This window comes from Citrobacter sp. wls827 (assembly GCF_005280875.1).
Classification (GTDB): domain Bacteria; phylum Pseudomonadota; class Gammaproteobacteria; order Enterobacterales; family Enterobacteriaceae; genus Citrobacter; species Citrobacter youngae.
In genome coordinates, this window is record NZ_SZWR01000010.1 from 414,324 (window position 1) to 432,049 (window position 17,726).

At 51.0% G+C, this 17,726-nt stretch carries 18 protein-coding genes; 11 read left to right on the plus strand and 7 right to left on the minus strand.

The genetic code is table 11. The features are described from left to right. A partial coding sequence (locus FDX03_RS05265; protein WP_249356996.1) for a molecular chaperone TorD family protein occupies positions 1–463 on the plus strand: 463 nt, incomplete at its 5' end. 55 nt (positions 464–518) lie between these two features. Here FDX03_RS05265 and yeiP read toward each other — a convergent pair. Then, positions 519–1,091, minus strand: a complete 573-nt coding sequence (gene yeiP, locus FDX03_RS05270; protein ID WP_005129255.1) for an elongation factor P-like protein YeiP — start codon at positions 1,089–1,091, stop codon at positions 519–521. A gap of 157 nt (positions 1,092–1,248) precedes the next feature. Here yeiP and FDX03_RS05275 point away from each other — a divergent pair, with 157 nt between their 5' ends. Then, positions 1,249–1,503 (plus strand): YkgJ family cysteine cluster protein, encoded by a 255-nt coding sequence (locus FDX03_RS05275; protein WP_115601772.1) that lies wholly within the window; start codon positions 1,249–1,251, stop codon positions 1,501–1,503. Here FDX03_RS05275 and setB read toward each other — a convergent pair. After that, positions 1,500–2,681: a sugar efflux transporter SetB gene (gene setB, locus FDX03_RS05280; protein ID WP_137345564.1), complete on the minus strand. Its 1,182-nt coding sequence runs from the start codon at positions 2,679–2,681 to the stop codon at positions 1,500–1,502. The two genes, FDX03_RS05275 and setB, sit on opposite strands and share 4 nt — an antisense overlap. 368 nt (positions 2,682–3,049) lie before the next feature. Between setB and fruB the strand changes: the two genes are divergently transcribed. The 4 genes from fruB to FDX03_RS05300 all read left to right on the plus strand — a co-directional run bounded on the left by fruB (position 3,050) and on the right by FDX03_RS05300 (position 7,205). Continuing rightward, positions 3,050–4,180, plus strand: a complete 1,131-nt coding sequence (gene fruB, locus FDX03_RS05285) for a fused PTS fructose transporter subunit IIA/HPr protein (protein WP_137345565.1) — start codon at positions 3,050–3,052, stop codon at positions 4,178–4,180. Continuing rightward, the gene (gene fruK / locus FDX03_RS05290) at positions 4,180–5,118 is read left to right on the plus strand and encodes a 1-phosphofructokinase (RefSeq protein ID WP_003027446.1); all 939 of its coding nucleotides are present in this window, start codon (positions 4,180–4,182) and stop codon (positions 5,116–5,118) included. The genes fruB and fruK overlap by 1 nt, the downstream gene beginning before the upstream one ends. A gap of 16 nt (positions 5,119–5,134) precedes the next feature. Continuing rightward, entirely contained in the window at positions 5,135–6,823 is a 1,689-nt protein-coding gene (gene fruA, locus FDX03_RS05295; protein ID WP_137345566.1) for a PTS fructose transporter subunit IIBC, read from the plus strand. A 145-nt stretch (positions 6,824–6,968) separates the two neighbouring features. After that, a complete protein-coding gene (locus FDX03_RS05300) occupies positions 6,969–7,205 on the plus strand; it encodes a YgdI/YgdR family lipoprotein (protein WP_048211155.1) in 237 nt (78 codons plus the stop codon). Between the two features lie 67 nt (positions 7,206–7,272). On the opposite strand, the gene FDX03_RS05305 is transcribed toward FDX03_RS05300, so the two are convergent. Both FDX03_RS05305 and FDX03_RS05310 read right to left on the minus strand, forming a co-directional pair. Further along, entirely contained in the window at positions 7,273–8,571 is a 1,299-nt protein-coding gene (locus FDX03_RS05305) for an anaerobic C4-dicarboxylate transporter (RefSeq protein WP_101741562.1), read from the minus strand. Between the two features lie 76 nt (positions 8,572–8,647). After that, positions 8,648–9,367 carry an amino acid racemase gene (locus FDX03_RS05310; protein ID WP_124021776.1) on the minus strand — a complete coding sequence of 240 codons (720 nt, stop codon included), beginning with the start codon at positions 9,365–9,367 and terminating at the stop codon, positions 8,648–8,650. Positions 9,368–9,718: 351 nt separating this feature from the next. On the opposite strand from FDX03_RS05310, the gene hypT reads away from it, so the two are divergent. The 4 genes from hypT (at position 9,719) to FDX03_RS05330 (ending at position 14,142) form a co-directional block, all read left to right on the plus strand. Next, a complete protein-coding gene (gene hypT, locus FDX03_RS05315) occupies positions 9,719–10,630 on the plus strand; it encodes a hypochlorite stress DNA-binding transcriptional regulator HypT (protein WP_048211158.1) in 912 nt (303 codons plus the stop codon). Between the two features lie 301 nt (positions 10,631–10,931). After that, complete coding sequence (locus tag FDX03_RS05320; protein ID WP_048211159.1) at positions 10,932–11,873, plus strand: pseudouridine kinase; 942 nt, start codon at positions 10,932–10,934, stop codon at positions 11,871–11,873. After that, positions 11,861–12,796 carry a pseudouridine-5'-phosphate glycosidase gene (locus FDX03_RS05325; RefSeq protein WP_048211160.1) on the plus strand — a complete coding sequence of 312 codons (936 nt, stop codon included), beginning with the start codon at positions 11,861–11,863 and terminating at the stop codon, positions 12,794–12,796. Before FDX03_RS05320 ends, FDX03_RS05325 begins: the two co-directional genes overlap by 13 nt. 95 nt (positions 12,797–12,891) lie before the next feature. Next, positions 12,892–14,142 carry a NupC/NupG family nucleoside CNT transporter gene (locus FDX03_RS05330; protein WP_048211161.1) on the plus strand — a complete coding sequence of 417 codons (1,251 nt, stop codon included), beginning with the start codon at positions 12,892–12,894 and terminating at the stop codon, positions 14,140–14,142. Between the two features lie 47 nt (positions 14,143–14,189). On the opposite strand, the gene FDX03_RS05335 is transcribed toward FDX03_RS05330, so the two are convergent. From FDX03_RS05335 to FDX03_RS05345, 3 genes are all read right to left on the minus strand, one after another. Continuing rightward, positions 14,190–15,278 carry a sugar kinase gene (locus FDX03_RS05335; RefSeq protein ID WP_137345567.1) on the minus strand — a complete coding sequence of 363 codons (1,089 nt, stop codon included), beginning with the start codon at positions 15,276–15,278 and terminating at the stop codon, positions 14,190–14,192. Positions 15,279–15,280: 2 nt separating this feature from the next. Then, positions 15,281–16,138, minus strand: a complete 858-nt coding sequence (gene nfo, locus FDX03_RS05340) for a deoxyribonuclease IV (RefSeq protein WP_048211163.1) — start codon at positions 16,136–16,138, stop codon at positions 15,281–15,283. A 65-nt stretch (positions 16,139–16,203) separates the two neighbouring features. Continuing rightward, complete coding sequence (locus tag FDX03_RS05345) at positions 16,204–17,253, minus strand: YeiH family protein (RefSeq protein WP_121584818.1); 1,050 nt, start codon at positions 17,251–17,253, stop codon at positions 16,204–16,206. 133 nt (positions 17,254–17,386) lie between these two features. Between FDX03_RS05345 and FDX03_RS23065 the strand changes: the two genes are divergently transcribed. Further along, a partial coding sequence (locus tag FDX03_RS23065) for a LysR family transcriptional regulator (RefSeq protein WP_249356997.1) occupies positions 17,387–17,726 on the plus strand: 340 nt, incomplete at its 3' end.

Here is a 17,726-nt window from a genome sequence, read left to right on the forward strand (position 1 = left end):
ACTGGAGCGTAGCCTGACGCAGGCTCTGCGTCGTGAAAGCCGACAACTGGAGCTGGCCGCAGATTTTGCAACGTTATTTCTGCTGGCGCCGCCTGGCGGTGTTTCCCCGTATGCGGGACATTATCCGCACACAACGGCGGCCGAAGAACGTCGACAAATGAATGTACTGTTGGTTGAACACGGGCTGGCTGTGCAGGAAAATGAGCCCTCCGATCATATCGCTATACAGCTGGCTTTGATGGCGAGGATGGCAGCCAAAGAGGAAACGCTATCTGCACAATATTACTTTTTACATCATCATATTATGTGTTGGGCACCCTTGTTTCGTGATAGCTGCCTGCAGCGTGATGAGAAGGGATTTTATGCGCGGGCGGTTAGCGTCATTGTGGGTTTTATACGGGAAGATGAGCAGTATCTGGAATCATTGTTGATGGATGATTTTTACCTCAGCAGTCAGCGCTGAAAATGACAAAGGGACAGCCTGCGCTGTCCCTTATACGTCAATGTGCGGCAGAAAATTAGTCTGCACGGCCCATATAGCGGCGTTCTTCGATATGAATACGGATTTTCTCACCCGCACTCAGATACTCAGGAACCTGGATCACCAGACCGGTGCTCAGGGTTGCTGGCTTGTTACGTGCACTCGCTGAAGCACCTTTAATACCCGGTGAGGTTTCAACGATTTCCAGGTCTACGGTCTGTGGCAGTTCAAGCGCCAGCAGCTGGCCGTCCCAGGTCAGTACCTGCATGTCTGGCATTCCGCCTTCCGGGATGAACAGCAGCTCTTCTTCAATCTGGTCTTTGGTGAAGGTATACGGGGTATAGTCTTCTTTATCCATAAAGACATATTCGTTGCCATCAACGTAGGAGAAATCAACCCCGCGGCGGCTTAGGGTGACGGTATCCACGATATCGTCACCTTTGAAGCGCTCTTCAACTTTCAGACCGGTACGGACATCAGAAAAACGCATTTTGTACAGCGTAGCTGCACCACGTGCGGACGGTGATTGAATATCGATATCTTTTACAATCAGCAGCTTGCCGTTGTAGTTCAGTACCATACCTTTTTTAATTTCGTTCGCTCTTGGCATCGAAAAAATCCTGTAGTGAGGAGTGTCTAAAATATCGCGTAAAACTACTCGCGCCGGGGCATTCAGGCAAGCGGAATTCATGCTTTTGCTGGTGCCAAAAAGGTGGTACTGTGCGCTTCCCGCACAATCCGATGGTTTACGATAAAGAGAGTACTGTATGGAATGCCGTCCGGATTGTGGTGCATGCTGCACCGCGCCTTCAATCTCCAGTCCCATCCCTGGCATGCCTGATGGCAAACCTGCTAATACGCCATGCGTTCAGCTGGATGAATCCCAGCGTTGCAAAATTTTTGCGTCTCCGTTGCGACCAAAAGTGTGCGGCGGTTTACAGCCCAGTGCGGAAATGTGCGGACAGACGACGCACCAGGCCATGATTTATCTCATCGAGCTTGAAGCGCTGACCGCGCCTTAAACGTCCTTGATGCGCGCCAGGCACACAACCGTCGCGACGATCATCACCAGCGCAAACCAGAACACCGCGTGATAGTTCCAGATTTCAGCGGCAATCCCCGCCAGTGAGCCGGCAATAATCCAGCCGACGCGGATGGTATTGGTGTACAACGTTGTGGCTGATCCCGCCTGCCCCGGCATTAAATCCTGAAAATAAAGCATGCCAATCCCACCGAGGATGCCGATGTAAATCGCGTTCAGCAACTGTAAGCCGAGCAAAACAGCCGGTGAATGTGCCAACAGCATGCCGGCATAAAAAAAGAACCCGGCGATGACGGCGATTCTCATCAACAGACGTTTGCCCAGACGTTTGGCAAAATATCCCGCAATCAGCATGGTTGGGATTTCCAGTCCTGCTGCGGTGCCCATCATGATACCGGCGAGTTTTTCAGGCAGATGCAGTTCGTTGATGATAAACAGCGGCATATTAATGATATAGAGGCTGTTGGTGCCCCACATTAATGTGCAGATAGCAAAAAGCAGCAGCGTATCACGACGATTACGGCGTGGAGCTTCAACCGCTCCTGTTGCGAGAGGTACGCTTTTGTTCATTGACGGTAAGAAAAACCAGACCATCACGCCGCAGACAATAAATGCCACCGCGGCGCTGAGATACATCACCGTAAAGCTGAACCCCATGGCCAGCGCGTAGGCCAATGGTGGGCCGATCACCCAGGCCAGTGAAACCTGGGCACGTAAAATCGAGCTGAACATGACGGCTTCCCGGCCTGTGCGATCGGCGTGTTCACGAGCAAGCGCAAACATTTGCGGGTTGGCAGTCGATCCAAAGCTGCTGAGGAATACCCCGATAAACAGCAGAATAAAATAGTTACGGTTCCAGGCAAACAACACGCAGGCCAGCATACCCAGCACACAGCAAAAAACGATCAGGTTTTTACGATCGCCTTTTTTGTCAGAGCGTCCGGCCAGAAACTGGCTTACCAAAATGCCGATGACGGCGCTACCGGTAAAAAAGAAACCCACCATTCCCGGACGTGCATGGACCTCATCGGTCAGAAAAAGGCTGAGCGTGGGCGTCTGTAATGCCCCGGCGATGCCCGTGAGAAAAGCGACAAGCAGGAACGCCGAAGACGTTAAATCAAACGCCTTGGATGTGGCGGCTACGGGGGTGTTATGCATGTTTAGCTATCAGTGGAGTGAAGAGAGGCGGAGTTTACGCTGCTCGCCAGAAAATAAACAGGGCACTAAATCAAAATCGGTATGGAAAATCAAAATGTCATTTCAGTCTGAGAAGGCCACATGCTGACGATGCTGAAGTTGAGTAGCTGAACACATTTTTGCGTCAGCTTGTTTCAAAGAAACGCCGAGAAAATGTGCGGTACATCTAAATTCAGCAAGTTAATTGTTAACTTTACTTGCGTGATGAAGCAGAAAGATCCAGACTCCTTGAAACGTTTCAGCGTCATCTTGCCTTAACTGATGGAGTCGGGTGACGCCTTTTTTCTCATGTTAGCTGAATCGTTTCAATTCAGCAGGAGAGGAGAATCATGTTCCAGTTATCTGTTCAGGATATTCACCCGGGCGAACAGGCCGGGAACAAAGAAGAGGCTATTCGCCAGGTTGCCGCAGCCCTTGTGCAAGCGGGCAACGTCGCGGAAGGCTACGTCAATGGCATGCTGGCGCGCGAACAACAAACATCGACGTTTCTCGGCAATGGTATTGCCATTCCTCACGGTACGACAGACACACGCGATCAGGTACTGAAAACCGGGGTGCAGGTGTTTCAGTTTCCGCAGGGTGTGACGTGGGGCGAAGGTCAGATTGCGTATGTGGCTATCGGCATTGCGGCCAGCTCAGATGAGCACCTTGGGTTGTTGCGTCAGCTGACTCATGTATTGAGTGATGACTCGGTTGCGGAACAGCTGAAATCAGCCACCACGGCAGAAGAATTACGCGCATTGCTGATGGGCGAAAAGCAGAGCGAGCAACTGAAGCTTGATAACGAAACGCTGTCGTTGGACGTCGTCGCCAATTCGCTGGTGACGCTGCAGGCGCTGAACGCCGCGCGTCTGAAAGAAGCCGGTGCAGTAGATGCCACCTTTGTGGCCAGAGCGATTAACGAGCAACCAATGAATCTTGGTCAGGGCATCTGGCTGAATGACTGTGCTGAAGGCAATGTGCGCAGCGCCGTCGCGGTCAGTCGTGCGGCAACCGCATTTGAGGTGCAGGGCGAAGCCGCTGCGCTGCTGGTGACTGTCGCGATGAATGATGACCAGCCCGTTGCGGTGTTGAAGCGTCTGGGCGATCTGTTGCTGAGCAATAAAGCTGACCGTTTGCTGAAGGCGGATGCTGCAACGGTGTTAGCGATGCTGACCAGCGATGATGCATTAACTGATGATGTACTGAGTGCCGAGTTTGTGGTGCGTAATGAGCATGGTTTACACGCCCGTCCGGGCACCATGCTGGTGAATACGATTAAACAATTTAATAGTGAAATAACCGTGACAAATCTTGATGGAACCGGAAAACCGGCAAATGGACGCAGTTTGATGAAAGTTGTGGCATTGGGCGTGAAAAAAGGACACCACCTGCGCTTTACCGCACAGGGTGAAGATGCTGAACAGGCGCTGAAAGCCATTGGCGATGCCATCGCGGCAGGCCTTGGGGAGGGCGCATAATGAGCAGACGTGTTGCAACTATCACCCTGAATCCGGCTTACGATCTGGTCGGTTTTTGCCCGGAAATTGAACGCGGTGAAGTCAATCTGGTGAAAACGACCGGTCTGCATGCGGCGGGAAAAGGGATTAACGTCGCAAAAGTACTTAAGGACCTGGGGATTGACGTGACGGTCGGCGGCTTTCTGGGTAAGGACAACCAGGATGGTTTTCAGCAATTGTTCAGTGAACTGGGCATCGCTAACCGTTTTCAGGTGGTGCAGGGGCGTACCCGAATTAACGTCAAGCTGACTGAAAAAGATGGTGAAGTTTCTGACTTCAATTTTTCCGGCTTTGAAGTCACACCGGCTGACTGGGAACGCTTTGTGAATGACTCACTAAGCTGGCTGGGGCAATTCGATATGGTGTGCGTCAGCGGCAGCTTGCCGACCGGCGTGAGCCCTGAAGCATTCACTGACTGGATGACGCGCCTGCGCAGCCAGTGTCCATGCATTATCTTTGATAGTAGTCGTGAAGCGTTGGTCGCTGGCCTGAAGGCAGCTCCGTGGCTGGTGAAACCAAACCGTCGTGAGCTGGAAATCTGGGCTGGCCGTAAGCTGCCAGAAATGAAAGATGTTATCGATGCGGCACATGCTCTGCGTGAGCAAGGCATTGCGCACGTGGTGATTTCACTCGGTGCGGAAGGCGCGTTGTGGGTCAACGCTTCGGGTGAATGGATTGCTAAGCCACCGTCAGTTGAGGTGGTCAGCACTGTAGGTGCGGGTGATTCGATGGTTGGCGGTCTGATTTATGGCTTGCTGATGCGTGAATCCAGCGAACATACCCTGCGTCTGGCGACGGCAGTTGCCGCCCTGGCGGTAAGCCAAAGTAATGTGGGTATTACCGATCGTCCTCAGTTGGCCGCAATGATGGCGCGTGTCGACTTAAAACCGTTTAACTGACAGCAGGAGAGGCATAATGAAAACGCTGCTGATTATTGACGCTAATCTCGGCCAGGCTCGCGCCTATATGGCGAAAACCCTGCTTGGAGCGGCGGCACAGAAAGCGCATCTGGAGATCATCGACAATCCAAATGATGCAGAGCTGGCGATTGTCCTGGGCGATAAGCTGCCTGTCGACAATTCGCTGAACGGCAAAAAAGTCTGGCTGGGTGACATCGGTCGTGCGGTTGCGCATCCCGAGCTTTTTCTCAGTGAAGCAAAAGGTCATGCGCAGCCATATAGTGCGCCGGTTGTGGCAACGCCAGCGGCAAGCAATGGTCCAAAACGTGTGGTGGCAGTGACAGCCTGTCCGACAGGCGTCGCACATACGTTTATGGCTGCTGAAGCTATCGAAACCGAAGCGAAAAAACGCGGCTGGTGGGTGAAAGTGGAAACCCGCGGCTCAGTAGGGGCAGGTAATGCCATTACGCCGGAAGAGGTTGCCGAGGCCGATCTGGTGATTGTGGCGGCTGATATTGAGGTTGATCTGGCGAAATTTGCTGGAAAACCGATGTATCGCACGTCTACGGGCCTGGCGCTGAAGAAAACGAAGCAGGAACTGGATAAAGCGCTGGATGAAGCGACCCCGTATCAGCCAGCCGGGAAAAATCAGACTGCGGCCACCGAAGGAAAAAAAGAGGGCGCGGGCGCGTATCGTCACCTGCTGACCGGTGTGTCTTACATGCTGCCGATGGTGGTTGCGGGCGGTCTGTGTATTGCGCTGTCATTCGCCTTTGGTATTGAAGCATTCAAAGAGCAGGGAACGCTTGCGGCAGCACTGATGCAGATTGGTGGGGGCTCAGCCTTCGCACTGATGGTGCCCGTTCTGGCAGGTTACATTGCATTTTCTATCGCTGACCGCCCTGGTCTGACGCCGGGTCTTATCGGCGGTATGCTGGCGGTAAGCACCGGTTCTGGCTTTATCGGTGGGATTATCGCCGGTTTCCTTGCCGGTTATGTGGCGAAGCTCATCAGCACGAAGTTGAAACTCCCACAGAGTATGGAAGCGCTGAAACCGATTCTGATTATTCCGCTGCTTTCGAGCCTGGTCGTTGGTCTGGCAATGATTTACCTGATTGGTAAACCGGTTGCGGGCATTCTGGCAGGCCTGACTCATTGGCTGCAAACCATGGGGACGGCGAATGCGGTTCTGCTTGGCGCTATTCTTGGCGGCATGATGTGTACCGACATGGGCGGTCCGGTGAACAAAGCGGCCTACGCGTTTGGAGTGGGGCTGCTGAGTACGCAAACTTATGCACCGATGGCAGCCATTATGGCGGCAGGTATGGTGCCACCGTTGGCGCTGGGTCTGGCAACGCTGGTTGCGCGTCGCAAGTTCGACAAAGCACAACAGGAAGGTGGCAAAGCGGCGCTGGTTCTGGGTTTATGCTTTATCACCGAAGGGGCAATTCCGTTCGCGGCACGCGATCCGATGCGTGTTCTGCCATGCTGTATCGTCGGTGGCGCGGTGACGGGAGCAATCTCAATGGCTGTGGGTGCGAAGTTGATGGCGCCACACGGCGGACTATTTGTACTGCTGATCCCAGGCGCCATTACCCCTGTACTGGGTTACCTGTTGGCGATTGTTGCTGGTACGCTGGTGGCCGGTCTCTCCTACGCGGTGCTGAAGCGCCCGGAAGTGGACGCTGTCGCGAAAGTAGCCTAACTCTTCTTTACTTCCCTGGGCAGAGATTTCTCTGCCCTTTTTTATTCTTTGATCCCGGCAGTTGCGGCACCGCCACAATAATCCATCCTGTCTTAACCAAATTCGATAAAGTGCCCTTAAATCAAACTCGTCACGGAAATCGAATATGAAAAAAACGCACATTTTTGCCTCTCTGTCACTCGCTACGCTGTTGCTTACGGGGTGCTCAACCACCTGGGTGATGACAACAACATCAGGGGCAACGATAGAGACGCAAGGCAAGCCTGAGCAGGATTCCGGGACTGGACTGACAAAATATGCTGACACCTATGGCTATCACCGCGTGATTAAAAGCAGCGATGTGAAGCAAATAGATAAAGGTAAGACGGTATTGCTATGGTGAGTCAGGTCAGGTAAGTCGCGAAGTATTCAGGAGGCGATATCGCTTTCGGCCCCCTGAATAAAACGGGTCAGGCAATCATTGGCGCGATGATAAAACCAAAGGCAACGCCCGCGATGATCCCACCCAGTCCTGGCAACATAAACGGATGGTTTAAGACATATTTGCCCACGCGCGTTGTCCCGGTGGTGTCGAACTCCATTGCCGCCAGTGAAGTGGGGTATGTGGGTAGAACAAACACACCTGTCACTGCCACGTAGGAAGCCAGAATGGCCCAGGTGGGTACGCCGAGCGCGACGGCAAGCGGGATAATCAGCGGCGTGGTGGCTCCCTGCGAATAGAGCAGCGCGCAGGTCCCAAACAGTACCAGAGCCAACAGCATCGGGTAGGCCTGTAGAATATTACCCGCGATGTCTTTAATTTCCGCTAAGTGTGCGTCAATGAATGTGGTTCCCAGTGTAACAATGCCGAGAATGACGGCCAGCGAACTCATACCTGCTCGAAAAGTGGATGTCAGTACAATGGCATCTGTCGATGTTTTGCACAGTACGACCATCAGACAAGCGGCAGATAACATGCAGATAATGATGATATCCCGGGTATTCATTGGGTTACCTGCATCGAATCCAGGACGTAGTTGAGGACATGCTGCAAGAATAACGATGACGACCGTTGCCAGCATAAACAGGGCAACGGAAAGCACGGCACCCGGCGTCGTGCTACTCTGGCTTTCATATTTACGGACCAGACCTTTTTGCAGGCGTTGCAGATACACTTCATCATCCTGTAGCTCGCACCCCTGGCGTGAAGCGATTAATGCCGCCACCATTGCGGCAACGAACGAGGCCGGCAGGCATACTGCCATGACCTGTATAAAGCTGACGCCGTTTCCCTCCATGATGGTCAACATTGCGGCCATTGCAGCGCTGATCGGCGAGCCGGATATTGCTACCTGGGAGGCGACGACGGATCCTGCGAGCGTGCGTGAGGGGCGGATACCGGACTCTTTTGCTACTTCGGCAATGACCGGTAGGGTAGAGAAGACAATAAACCCGGTCCCCGCCATAATGGTCATCGACCAGGTAATAATGGGCGCAATAACATTGATATATTTAGGGTTACGCCGCATAAAATTCCCGGCAACGCGTACCAGATAATCCATACCACCCGCGGCCTGTAGTGCTGAGGCAGCCACTACCACCGTCATAATAATGAGAATCACGTCAACGGGTGGCGAACCAATTTGCAACCCAAATCCCAGTGTTAAAATAGCCAGCCCCAGCCCGCCACATAAACCAATACCAATACCGCCGAAGCGGATACCAAAAAATATTGCGCCCAACACTACGATAATTTCCAGCCAAATCATAATGGCCTCCGCCAGAGAATAATTCGTTATTAAAATGGGTGTTTATTTAATTCAATAATTAGCCAGGCATAGATTTTCATTGCACCAAAAGATGATCTTTACCAACGCGTTTCTCGTACCATTTAATACCGGCGCGAACCAACGAACCGGTTGAATCAATATATTTTTCAGGTGCCGTTTTGACAGCCTCAGCAAGGATGACGGGAACTTCAGTACATCCCAGTACGATAACTTGTGCGCCGCGAGAGAAGAGTGCTTGAGCCTGTTCATTCATCAGCGTTTGCGCCCGCTTAACATCACCGGCTTTTAAGCAATAGATACTTTCCATCACTTTTTCCTGACTGGCAGAGTCAGGACTGATGCAGGTTAACCCAAGAGATTCAATGCCTTTTTGATAGAGACCCATGTACAACGTGGCGTTGGTGGCGAGTAGTCCAATACGTGATTTTCCACAGTTCCTGACCTCGCTGATGGTCGTTTCAACGATACTGAGCAGCTCTGTGTGACAGCACTCTTTTAATTCATTAAACCAAAAGTGGGCGGTATTACAGGGGATGACAATACACTCAGCGCCAGCATCTTCGAGTTTATGCATATAATCGCGCATTGCCGGGAGTGGGGAATTACCATGATGCATTAACGCGTCAGTTCGGTCAGGAATGTCAGGAATAGATGAAATAATTAATGGGATATGTTCCTGGTCACGTTGTGCCGCGGTAAAGGTGACGAATTTATTAAAGAGATCGACGGTTGCCGCTGGCCCCATACCACCCAGTACACCAATTAAACCTTTCACGATATATACCTCGATTTACCGTTAAATAATATTCAGGCTGTTTTTATCTTGCCCTAATGTTTAACAGCAGGGAGTCGAGAGGAGAAATGCAATAATGTTTGTCTAAATGCAAAAACTGCATGACTGTAGTTTCTTTCGTCCTCCCATGAGGTTCGGAAAGCGTGCGAAACCTGAAGTTTTGCCTGCAGAGAAGGGGGATGACTGAATGGCGAAGCCAACATGTTAATGCCAAAAACGAAGGCTTGATGCAAAAAACGAATCATCAGTGGCTAATCGCCAATATCATCTCTGGAACGTCTCTGGCATGATGTTTTAGGTTAATCACCCTATTTAAACATCCGCGTGACAGGCATGAAAAATATTGAGACAAAATGGTTATATGATTTCCTGACGCTGGAGGCGTGTCGTCATTTTTCCCAGGCGGCTGAGGAACGCAATATATCCCAACCGGCATTTAGCAGGCGGATCAAGGCGCTCGAATCCGCCGTGGGAGTACAGCTTTTTGATCGCACGACGAGTCCACTGCAACTCACGGAGGAGGGCAAGCTATTCCATTCGCAAACCCGTAGCCTGCTGCAACAGCTGGAATGCAATCTGGATGAGCTAAGTGGGCACAACCTGCTTGGGGTTCCCAATATTAAAATAGCGGCGGCACATTCTCTGTCGCTGACGATGTTGCCGAGATTAGTGCACTCAATGGCGGCCTGGGGGGAAGAGTTTGTTTATCACGTCGAGGCGATTGATGTGGTGCAAGCGGTGAATACCCTGCGTGAAGGGAAAAGTGATTTTATTATCTCTTTTCGGGATGAAGATTTAATGCAGTCACCCTTCTGCGGTTTGAAGGTTTTTGAGTCTGAGTTGTATCCCGTTTGTGCGGCTGATGCGAAGGGGAAGGCGTTGTTTGATATCTATCAGCCGCAGGTGCCGATTCTGAACTATACCAGTACATCCTACATGGGAAGATTGGTAAACCGTCATCTGGCGGAAGTGGGCGGTATTTCTGCTCGTACACTGTTTATGTCTTCGATGAGTGAGTTATTGAAAAATATGGCATTAGATGGCCATGGTATCGCCTGGCTGCCGGCGTGGACTATCGTAAACGAACTGCGTGACAAGCGGCTGGTTTGTCTGCAGACGCCGGAACTGATGGTGCCTATTCAGGCTTATATTTACCGGATGGATACCCGCTTGAATAAAACGGCTGAGCACTTCTGGCGGATTTTGTACAACCACATGCCGGAGGACCTGGTTTCGCTCAGTTAATACACACCAGTCTGCCTGGCACATCTGAAAAACCTCCGGTTATCCGGAGGTTTTTTTCTGGTTTGCTCAATTTGTGTTCTGCCTCTCATTTTTTCTCTCCCTTGCAAACTGTATCTATAAAAAATTGTGACTCTGTTCATATCTATTTGTTTTAGATCTTGCGGATGGATTTACTTTACAAAAAACATGGCTAACATGAACACATGTTTGATAGTGAACATGTGCTCTAATAACCTTTGCTGTAGCAATGGTTATTTTTGACGAACTCATTAGTGGTAATTATATTGCCAGGGGACGTGCTATGCGTGAAAAGGAATACATAGTAACCATTGGCTCGGCTAATATGGATGTCGCCGGGTATTCGCATGCTTCTCTGAATTATGCGGACTCGAATCCAGGGAAAATAAAATTTACGCCAGGCGGCGTGGGACGCAATATCGCTCATAATTTGGCGCTGCTGGGAAAAGATTCATGGTTACTGACCGCTGTTGGTAACGATTTCTATGGACAATCACTGCTGGCGCAAACTAATCAATCTGGCGTTCATGTCGAAAAATGCCTGATTGTTGCTGGAGAAAATACATCAAGTTATTTGTCGCTGCTTGATAATACCGGTGAGATGCTGGTTGCCATAAATGATATGAGTATTACCGACCACATTTCAGCGGATTTTTTGTCGCAACATCGTGATTTTATTCGTGCAGCAAAAGTCATTGTCGCTGACTGTAATATCAGTGAAGACGCGCTGACATGGGTGTTGGAAAATGCGGGCGAGGTACCGGTGTTTATTGACCCGGTATCGGCATGGAAGTGCGTTAAAATTCGCGAGCAGCTCGGCAAAATCCATACCTTAAAACCTAATCGACTTGAAGCTGAAACCCTGAGTGGGATTGCACTCTCCGGGCGAGAGGATGTTGGCAAAGTTGCCACGTGGTTTCATGAACGCGGCCTAAACCGCCTGGTGCTCAGCATGGGGGGGGACGGTGTTTATTACAGTGATATCTCGGGGAGTAGCGGCTGGTCGCTGCCCATTAAAACTCACGTCATTAATGTCACGGGGGCTGGTGATGCCATGATGGCGGGACTGGCTTCCTGCTGGGTAGACGGTCTGCCCTTTATTGATTCGGTTCGATTTGCGCAGGGTTGCTCATCTATGGCACTGGCCTGTGAATATACCAATAACCCTGATTTGTCTGTTGCGAATGTTAGCTTAATAGTGGAGAACACAGAATGTCTGAATTAACTCTTTCCTCTGAATTATTACAAATATCTCCAGAAGTTCAGGAAGCATTAAACAGTAAAAAACCCATTGTTGCACTTGAATCAACCATTATTTCCCATGGCATGCCATTTCCACAAAATGCGCAAACAGCAATTGAAGTAGAAGAAACTATTCGCAAACATGGTGCTGTGCCTGCAACTATTGCCATTATTGGCGGGGTAATGAAAGTTGGCTTGAGTAAAGACGAAATTGAACTTTTAGGACGTGAAGGGCATAACGTTGCTAAAGTTAGCCGCCGAGATTTACCGTTTGTTGTAGCCGCAGGGAAAAATGGCGCGACTACCGTTGCCTCTACCATGATTATTGCCGCTATGGCGGGAATTAAAGTATTTGCAACCGGGGGGATCGGCGGTGTTCACCGCGGGGCTGAGCATACATTTGATATTTCTGCGGATCTGCAAGAACTGGCTCATACCAATGTCACGGTTATTTGCGCAGGGGCAAAATCTATTCTCGACCTTGGATTAACAACTGAATATTTAGAAACCTTCGGTGTACCGCTCATTGGTTATCAGACAACATCGCTGCCAGCATTTTTCTGCCGCACCAGCCCGTTTGACGTCAGTATTCGTCTGGACAGCGCAAAAGAAATTGCCCGCGCGATGGCGGTGAAATGGCAAACCGGTCTGAACGGCGGCCTGGTTGTCGCCAATCCAATCCCGGAGCAGTTTGCCATGGCAGAGGAAAAAATTAACGCGGCAATCGATCGGGCCGTGAAGGAAGCTGAAGAACAGGGCGTTGTGGGCAAAGATAGCACGCCGTTCCTGCTGGCGCGGGTTGCGGAACTGACCGGAGGCGACAGTCTGAAATCAAACATTCAGTTGGTGTTCAACAACGCCGTACTGGCTTGCGAGATTGCGAAGGAATACCAACGCCTCGCCTGACCAAATTTTTCGGGCAGAAAGCGGTCGCCCGTGAATATCAAACCTACCAAAACCTGGCGTTAGCGCCGGGTTTCCTGGCATGAAGGGATTTCATTATGGATATAATGAGAAGTGTTGTGGGTATGGTGGTATTACTGGCCATCGCGTTTCTGCTGTCAGTAAATAAAAAACGGATTAGCCTGCGTACCGTTGGCGCTGCGTTGGTTTTGCAAATCGCCATTGGCGGTATCATGTTGTATTTCCCTCCGGGGAAATGGCTGGTTGAACAGGCTGCACTCGGCGTCCACAAGGTTATGTCATATAGCGATGCGGGAAGCGCATTTATTTTCGGCTCGTTGGTCGGTCCTAAAATGGATGTGCTGTTTGACGGTGCCGGTTTTATCTTTGCCTTCCGGGTACTCCCCGCGATCATTTTTGTTACCGCGCTGATAAGCCTGCTTTACTACATTGGCGTAATGGGACTGTTGATCCGTATTCTCGGTGGTATTTTCCAGAAAGCGCTGAACATCAGCAAAATCGAATCATTTGTCGCGGTGACGACGATTTTTCTCGGGCAAAACGAAATTCCGGCAATCGTGAAACCCTTTATTGATCGCCTGAATCGCAATGAGCTGTTTACTGCAATTTGTAGCGGGATGGCATCTATTGCGGGTTCAATGATGATTGGTTATGCCGGAATGGGTGTACCCATCGATTATTTGTTGGCGGCATCATTGATGGCAATCCCTGGCGGTATTTTGTTCGCGCGTATGCTGAGTCCGGCAACGGAAGAGTCTCGCGTTACCTTCGAGAATCTGTCGTTTACTGAGACACCACCGAAAAGTATCATCGAAGCGGCGGCCAGTGGGGCGATGACCGGATTGAAGATCGCCGCAGGTGTGGCGACGGTGGTAATGGCATTTGTCGCCATTATTGCGTTAATTAACGGCATTATTGGTGGCGTTGGTGGTTGGTTTGGCTTCGGTCACGCCACTCTGGAAGGCATTTTTGGCTATATTCTGGCCCCGCTGGCGTGGATTATGGGCGTGGACTGGAGCGATGCGACGCTGGCAGGTAGCCTGATTGGACAGAAGCTGGCGATCAACGAATTTGTCGCTTATCTCAACTTCTCACCGTATCTGCAAATGGGCGGTGCGCTGGACGTGAAGACCATCGCGATTATCTCGTTTGCTTTGTGTGGTTTTGCAAACTTTGGTTCAATTGGTGTTGTCGTCGGTGCGTTTTCAGCCATTGCACCACAGCGCGCACCGGAAATCGCGCAACTTGGAATGCGTGCTTTGGCAGCGGCAACGCTTTCTAACCTGATGAGCGCCACAATAGCCGGTTTCTTTATCGGACTGGCATAAAATAAAGTTTGTAGGCCGGATAAGCAGAGCGCCATCCGGCATTATATCTAAGCGGTTTTCAGCAAATACAGGGCATTATCGGCGGAGAGCGTTGGGTTGTTGATACTGACGCTGGCCCGCGATAATGCCGCGCAGGCCATGGCAAACTGCGCGCTTTCACGAAACTCGCTACCTTCCAGAAAGCTGTACAGTAATCCCGCCATAAAAGCGTCATCGGCGCCAAAACTGTCTACCACCGTATGCTCAGGCGGCGTCAATAAAAACTGTTCGCCGTCCTTTTCGCTGCAAAAAACGGATTCGTCTTCCAGACATACAAAGATGCGTTTTACTCCTTGCTGATGAAGGTCGTTGACGGCCTGCATGCGATCCGTATCCGACTGGACAGGCTTACCCCATAAAATGCCCAGCTCTTTCTGCGTGGGTTTGAGCGTATGAATACGTGTAAACCAGGTCTTCATTTTTGCCGCTTTGAACTCTGAAACGGTATCAATAAATACCGGAATGTCATCAGCAATAGTAAATACCCACTCGATGGCTTCAGCAGTCAGGTTGCAATCCGCCAGCACGACGCCGGAATGGCGGATAAGATCCCGTGAACCGTTCAGTAACTGCGGCGTTAGCTGTTGCAGAATGTGGGTATCGTTAATCGCCAGTACGGTCTCTTCCTGCTGATTCGCGATCGACAAATAGGTGGAGGTGTTATGTCCATGCAGACGAATGCAATTGGAAACGTTAACACCAGCCTGACGGGTCTGTTCCAGCAGCGTTTCGCCATAGAAATCGCTACCAACAGCGGAGATTAAATGCACGTCACGGCCCAGCAGCGCCAAATTATGAGCGATATTGCGTCCCACGCCGCCTGCAGAACAGTGGATGCTGCCGGGGTTAGATGCGGCTTGAGGATAGTGGATGTCTGCAATACCCCGGATATCCATGTTGATAGCTCCGACGACGACGCAATAATCTTGTTCGGTAAGGATATAACCTTTACCTTTGATCATTCCTTTGCGCATCAAATCCATAATATGTGCGGCGACGCGCGAACGGCTGATCTGCAAAATATCGGCGATTTCATTCTGCTGAATCAACGGATTACGTCGCAGGATCTTAAGGATCTGCTTTTCCCTGTCGTTCATGATTAGGCCACCGCTTTTTCAGTTTGCTGCGCTTTCAGCCAGGCAATCTCTTCTGCCCAGATATCTGGATTAATGGTTTCCAGTATCAGTGGGATGCCGTCAAAACGGTTGTCCTGCATGATCCAGCGGAATGCATCGTGACCGATATTACCTTCCCCTAAGCTATGGTGACGGTCAACGCGGCTGCCAAATGCGCTCTTGGCATCGTTCAGGTGCATACCGCGTAAATAGTTAAAGCCGACAATACGTTCAAATTCAGCGAATGTCTTTTCACACTCGTCAACGGAACGCAAATCGTAACCGGCCGCGAAGGCGTGGCAGGTGTCGATGCAGACGCCGACACGGGATTTATCCTCGACGCCGTCGATGATTGCCGCCAGATGCTCGAATTTAAAACCAAGATTACTGCCTTGCCCGGCGGTGTTTTCAATGACTGCCGTCACGCCCTGAGTTTGAGCAAGGACAATGTTGATTGATTCGGCAATACGCGCCAGGCATTCATCTTCCGGGATCTGCATTAAGTGGCTGCCCGGGTGAAAGTTAAGCAGGGATAAACCAAGCTGCTCGCAGCGCTGCATTTCATCAAGAAAAGCATCGCGTGATTTTTCCAGCGCGTCGCTGACCGGATGACCGAGGTTTATCAGGTAGCTGTCGTGAGGCAGGATTTGCGCAGAAGTATAGTGATACTTCTCGCAGGCAGATTTGAAATCATCAATGATTTCGGTGGTCAGCGGCGCGGCACGCCACTGACGCTGATTCTTGGTGAACAGGGCGAATGCGGTCGCTTCGATTTCTGCGGCTCGAATAGCGGCGTTAGCCAGACCGCCAGCGGCGCTTACGTGCGCTCCAATATATTTCATAAATTAAACCCGCCATACTCAAAAGGGGAGAGTATAGCGGGTTAATGGGGGGGAGTCGTGCTCGTTTATGCCATCAGCGCGTGGATAGCGAGGTTAATCGCGCCACCGCCCACAATCAGCCAGACAAACAGCACCAGTGCCATCAGCAGAGGTTTTGCACCGGCTTTTTTCAGGGCGCTAACGTGAGTGGTCAGCCCCAGCGCGGCCATCGCCATTGCCAGCAAAATGGTATCCAGCGTTACCAGCATGTTCACTACCGACTGCGGCAGCAGGTGGAACGAGTTAAAAATCGCGACCACAATAAACAGGATGGCAAACCACGGAATAGTGATTTTACTTTTTTCTCCGCTGGCCGACGGAGACAGTTGTTTAACACGTGCTGCCAGGATGATGAGGAACGGAGCCAGCATCATGACGCGCAGCATTTTAGCAATGACGGCTGCGTTTTCAGCTTCCGGGGTGATTGCATGCCCGGCAGCAACAACCTGTGCGACTTCATGCATCGTGGAGCCAATATAAATCCCGTAGGTTTCCGGGCTAAACCAGTGCGCCAGTAGCGGGTACATTGCCGGGTACAGGAAGATAGCAATGGTCCCGAAGATAACCACGGTAGCAACGGCGACCGTTACCTTACTGGCTTCTGCTTTCACCACCGGCTCGGTGGCTAATACGGCGGCGGCACCACAAATGCTGCTCCCCGCGCCAATCAGCCAACTGGTGTGGCGGTCCAGACCAAACACTTTCTGCCCAAGGAAGCAGGCAATCATAAAGGTGCTGCTGAGCGTTAACACATCAATCACGATACCGCTGACGCCGACGTCAGCAATTTGCGCGAAGGTGAGGCGGAAACCATAAAGGATGATCCCCAGACGCAGTAAATGTTGCTTGGCAAACAGCACGCCACCGTCACAGCTTTTCCAGATTTGTGGATACACGGTGTTGCCGATAACCATCCCGAATAAAATGGCTAAGGTGAGGGCGCTGAACCCGGCACCTGCGACGGCGGGAATGGAACCTCCCCATAAGGCGGCCCCGGTGATAACTGCACTCAGGGCAAGCCCCGGAATAAAATGCCACACTGTACGACGATGATTCTGTAGGGCGAGTTCAGTCATAACCCCTCCTGAACAATTTGAATGATTTCTTGGCAAAAATTGTAAGGTGAAGTGGCTTAAAAATAAAATTGATTATATATTTATAATTAATCTTTATAAGTGGTAAGCACGGGCTACCCGGTGGAAAACGACTATGCATATCACCCTGCGACAACTTGAAGTGTTTGCTGAGGTACTGAAAAGCGGCTCGACGACTCAGGCATCTGTCATGTTGTCATTGTCGCAGTCAGCGGTGAGTGCTGCGCTTACCGATTTAGAGGGGCAACTTGGCGTGCAACTGTTTGACCGCGTCGGCAAGCGACTGGTCGTTAATGAGCACGGGCGCTTACTCTATCCGCGTGCGTTGGCCTTGCTCGAGCAAACGACAGAAATTGAACAGCTTTTTCGTGAAGATAATGGCGCGATTCGCGTCTATGCCAGTAGCACCATTGGCAACTATATTTTACCTGCCATGATTGCAGGTTACCGGCGGG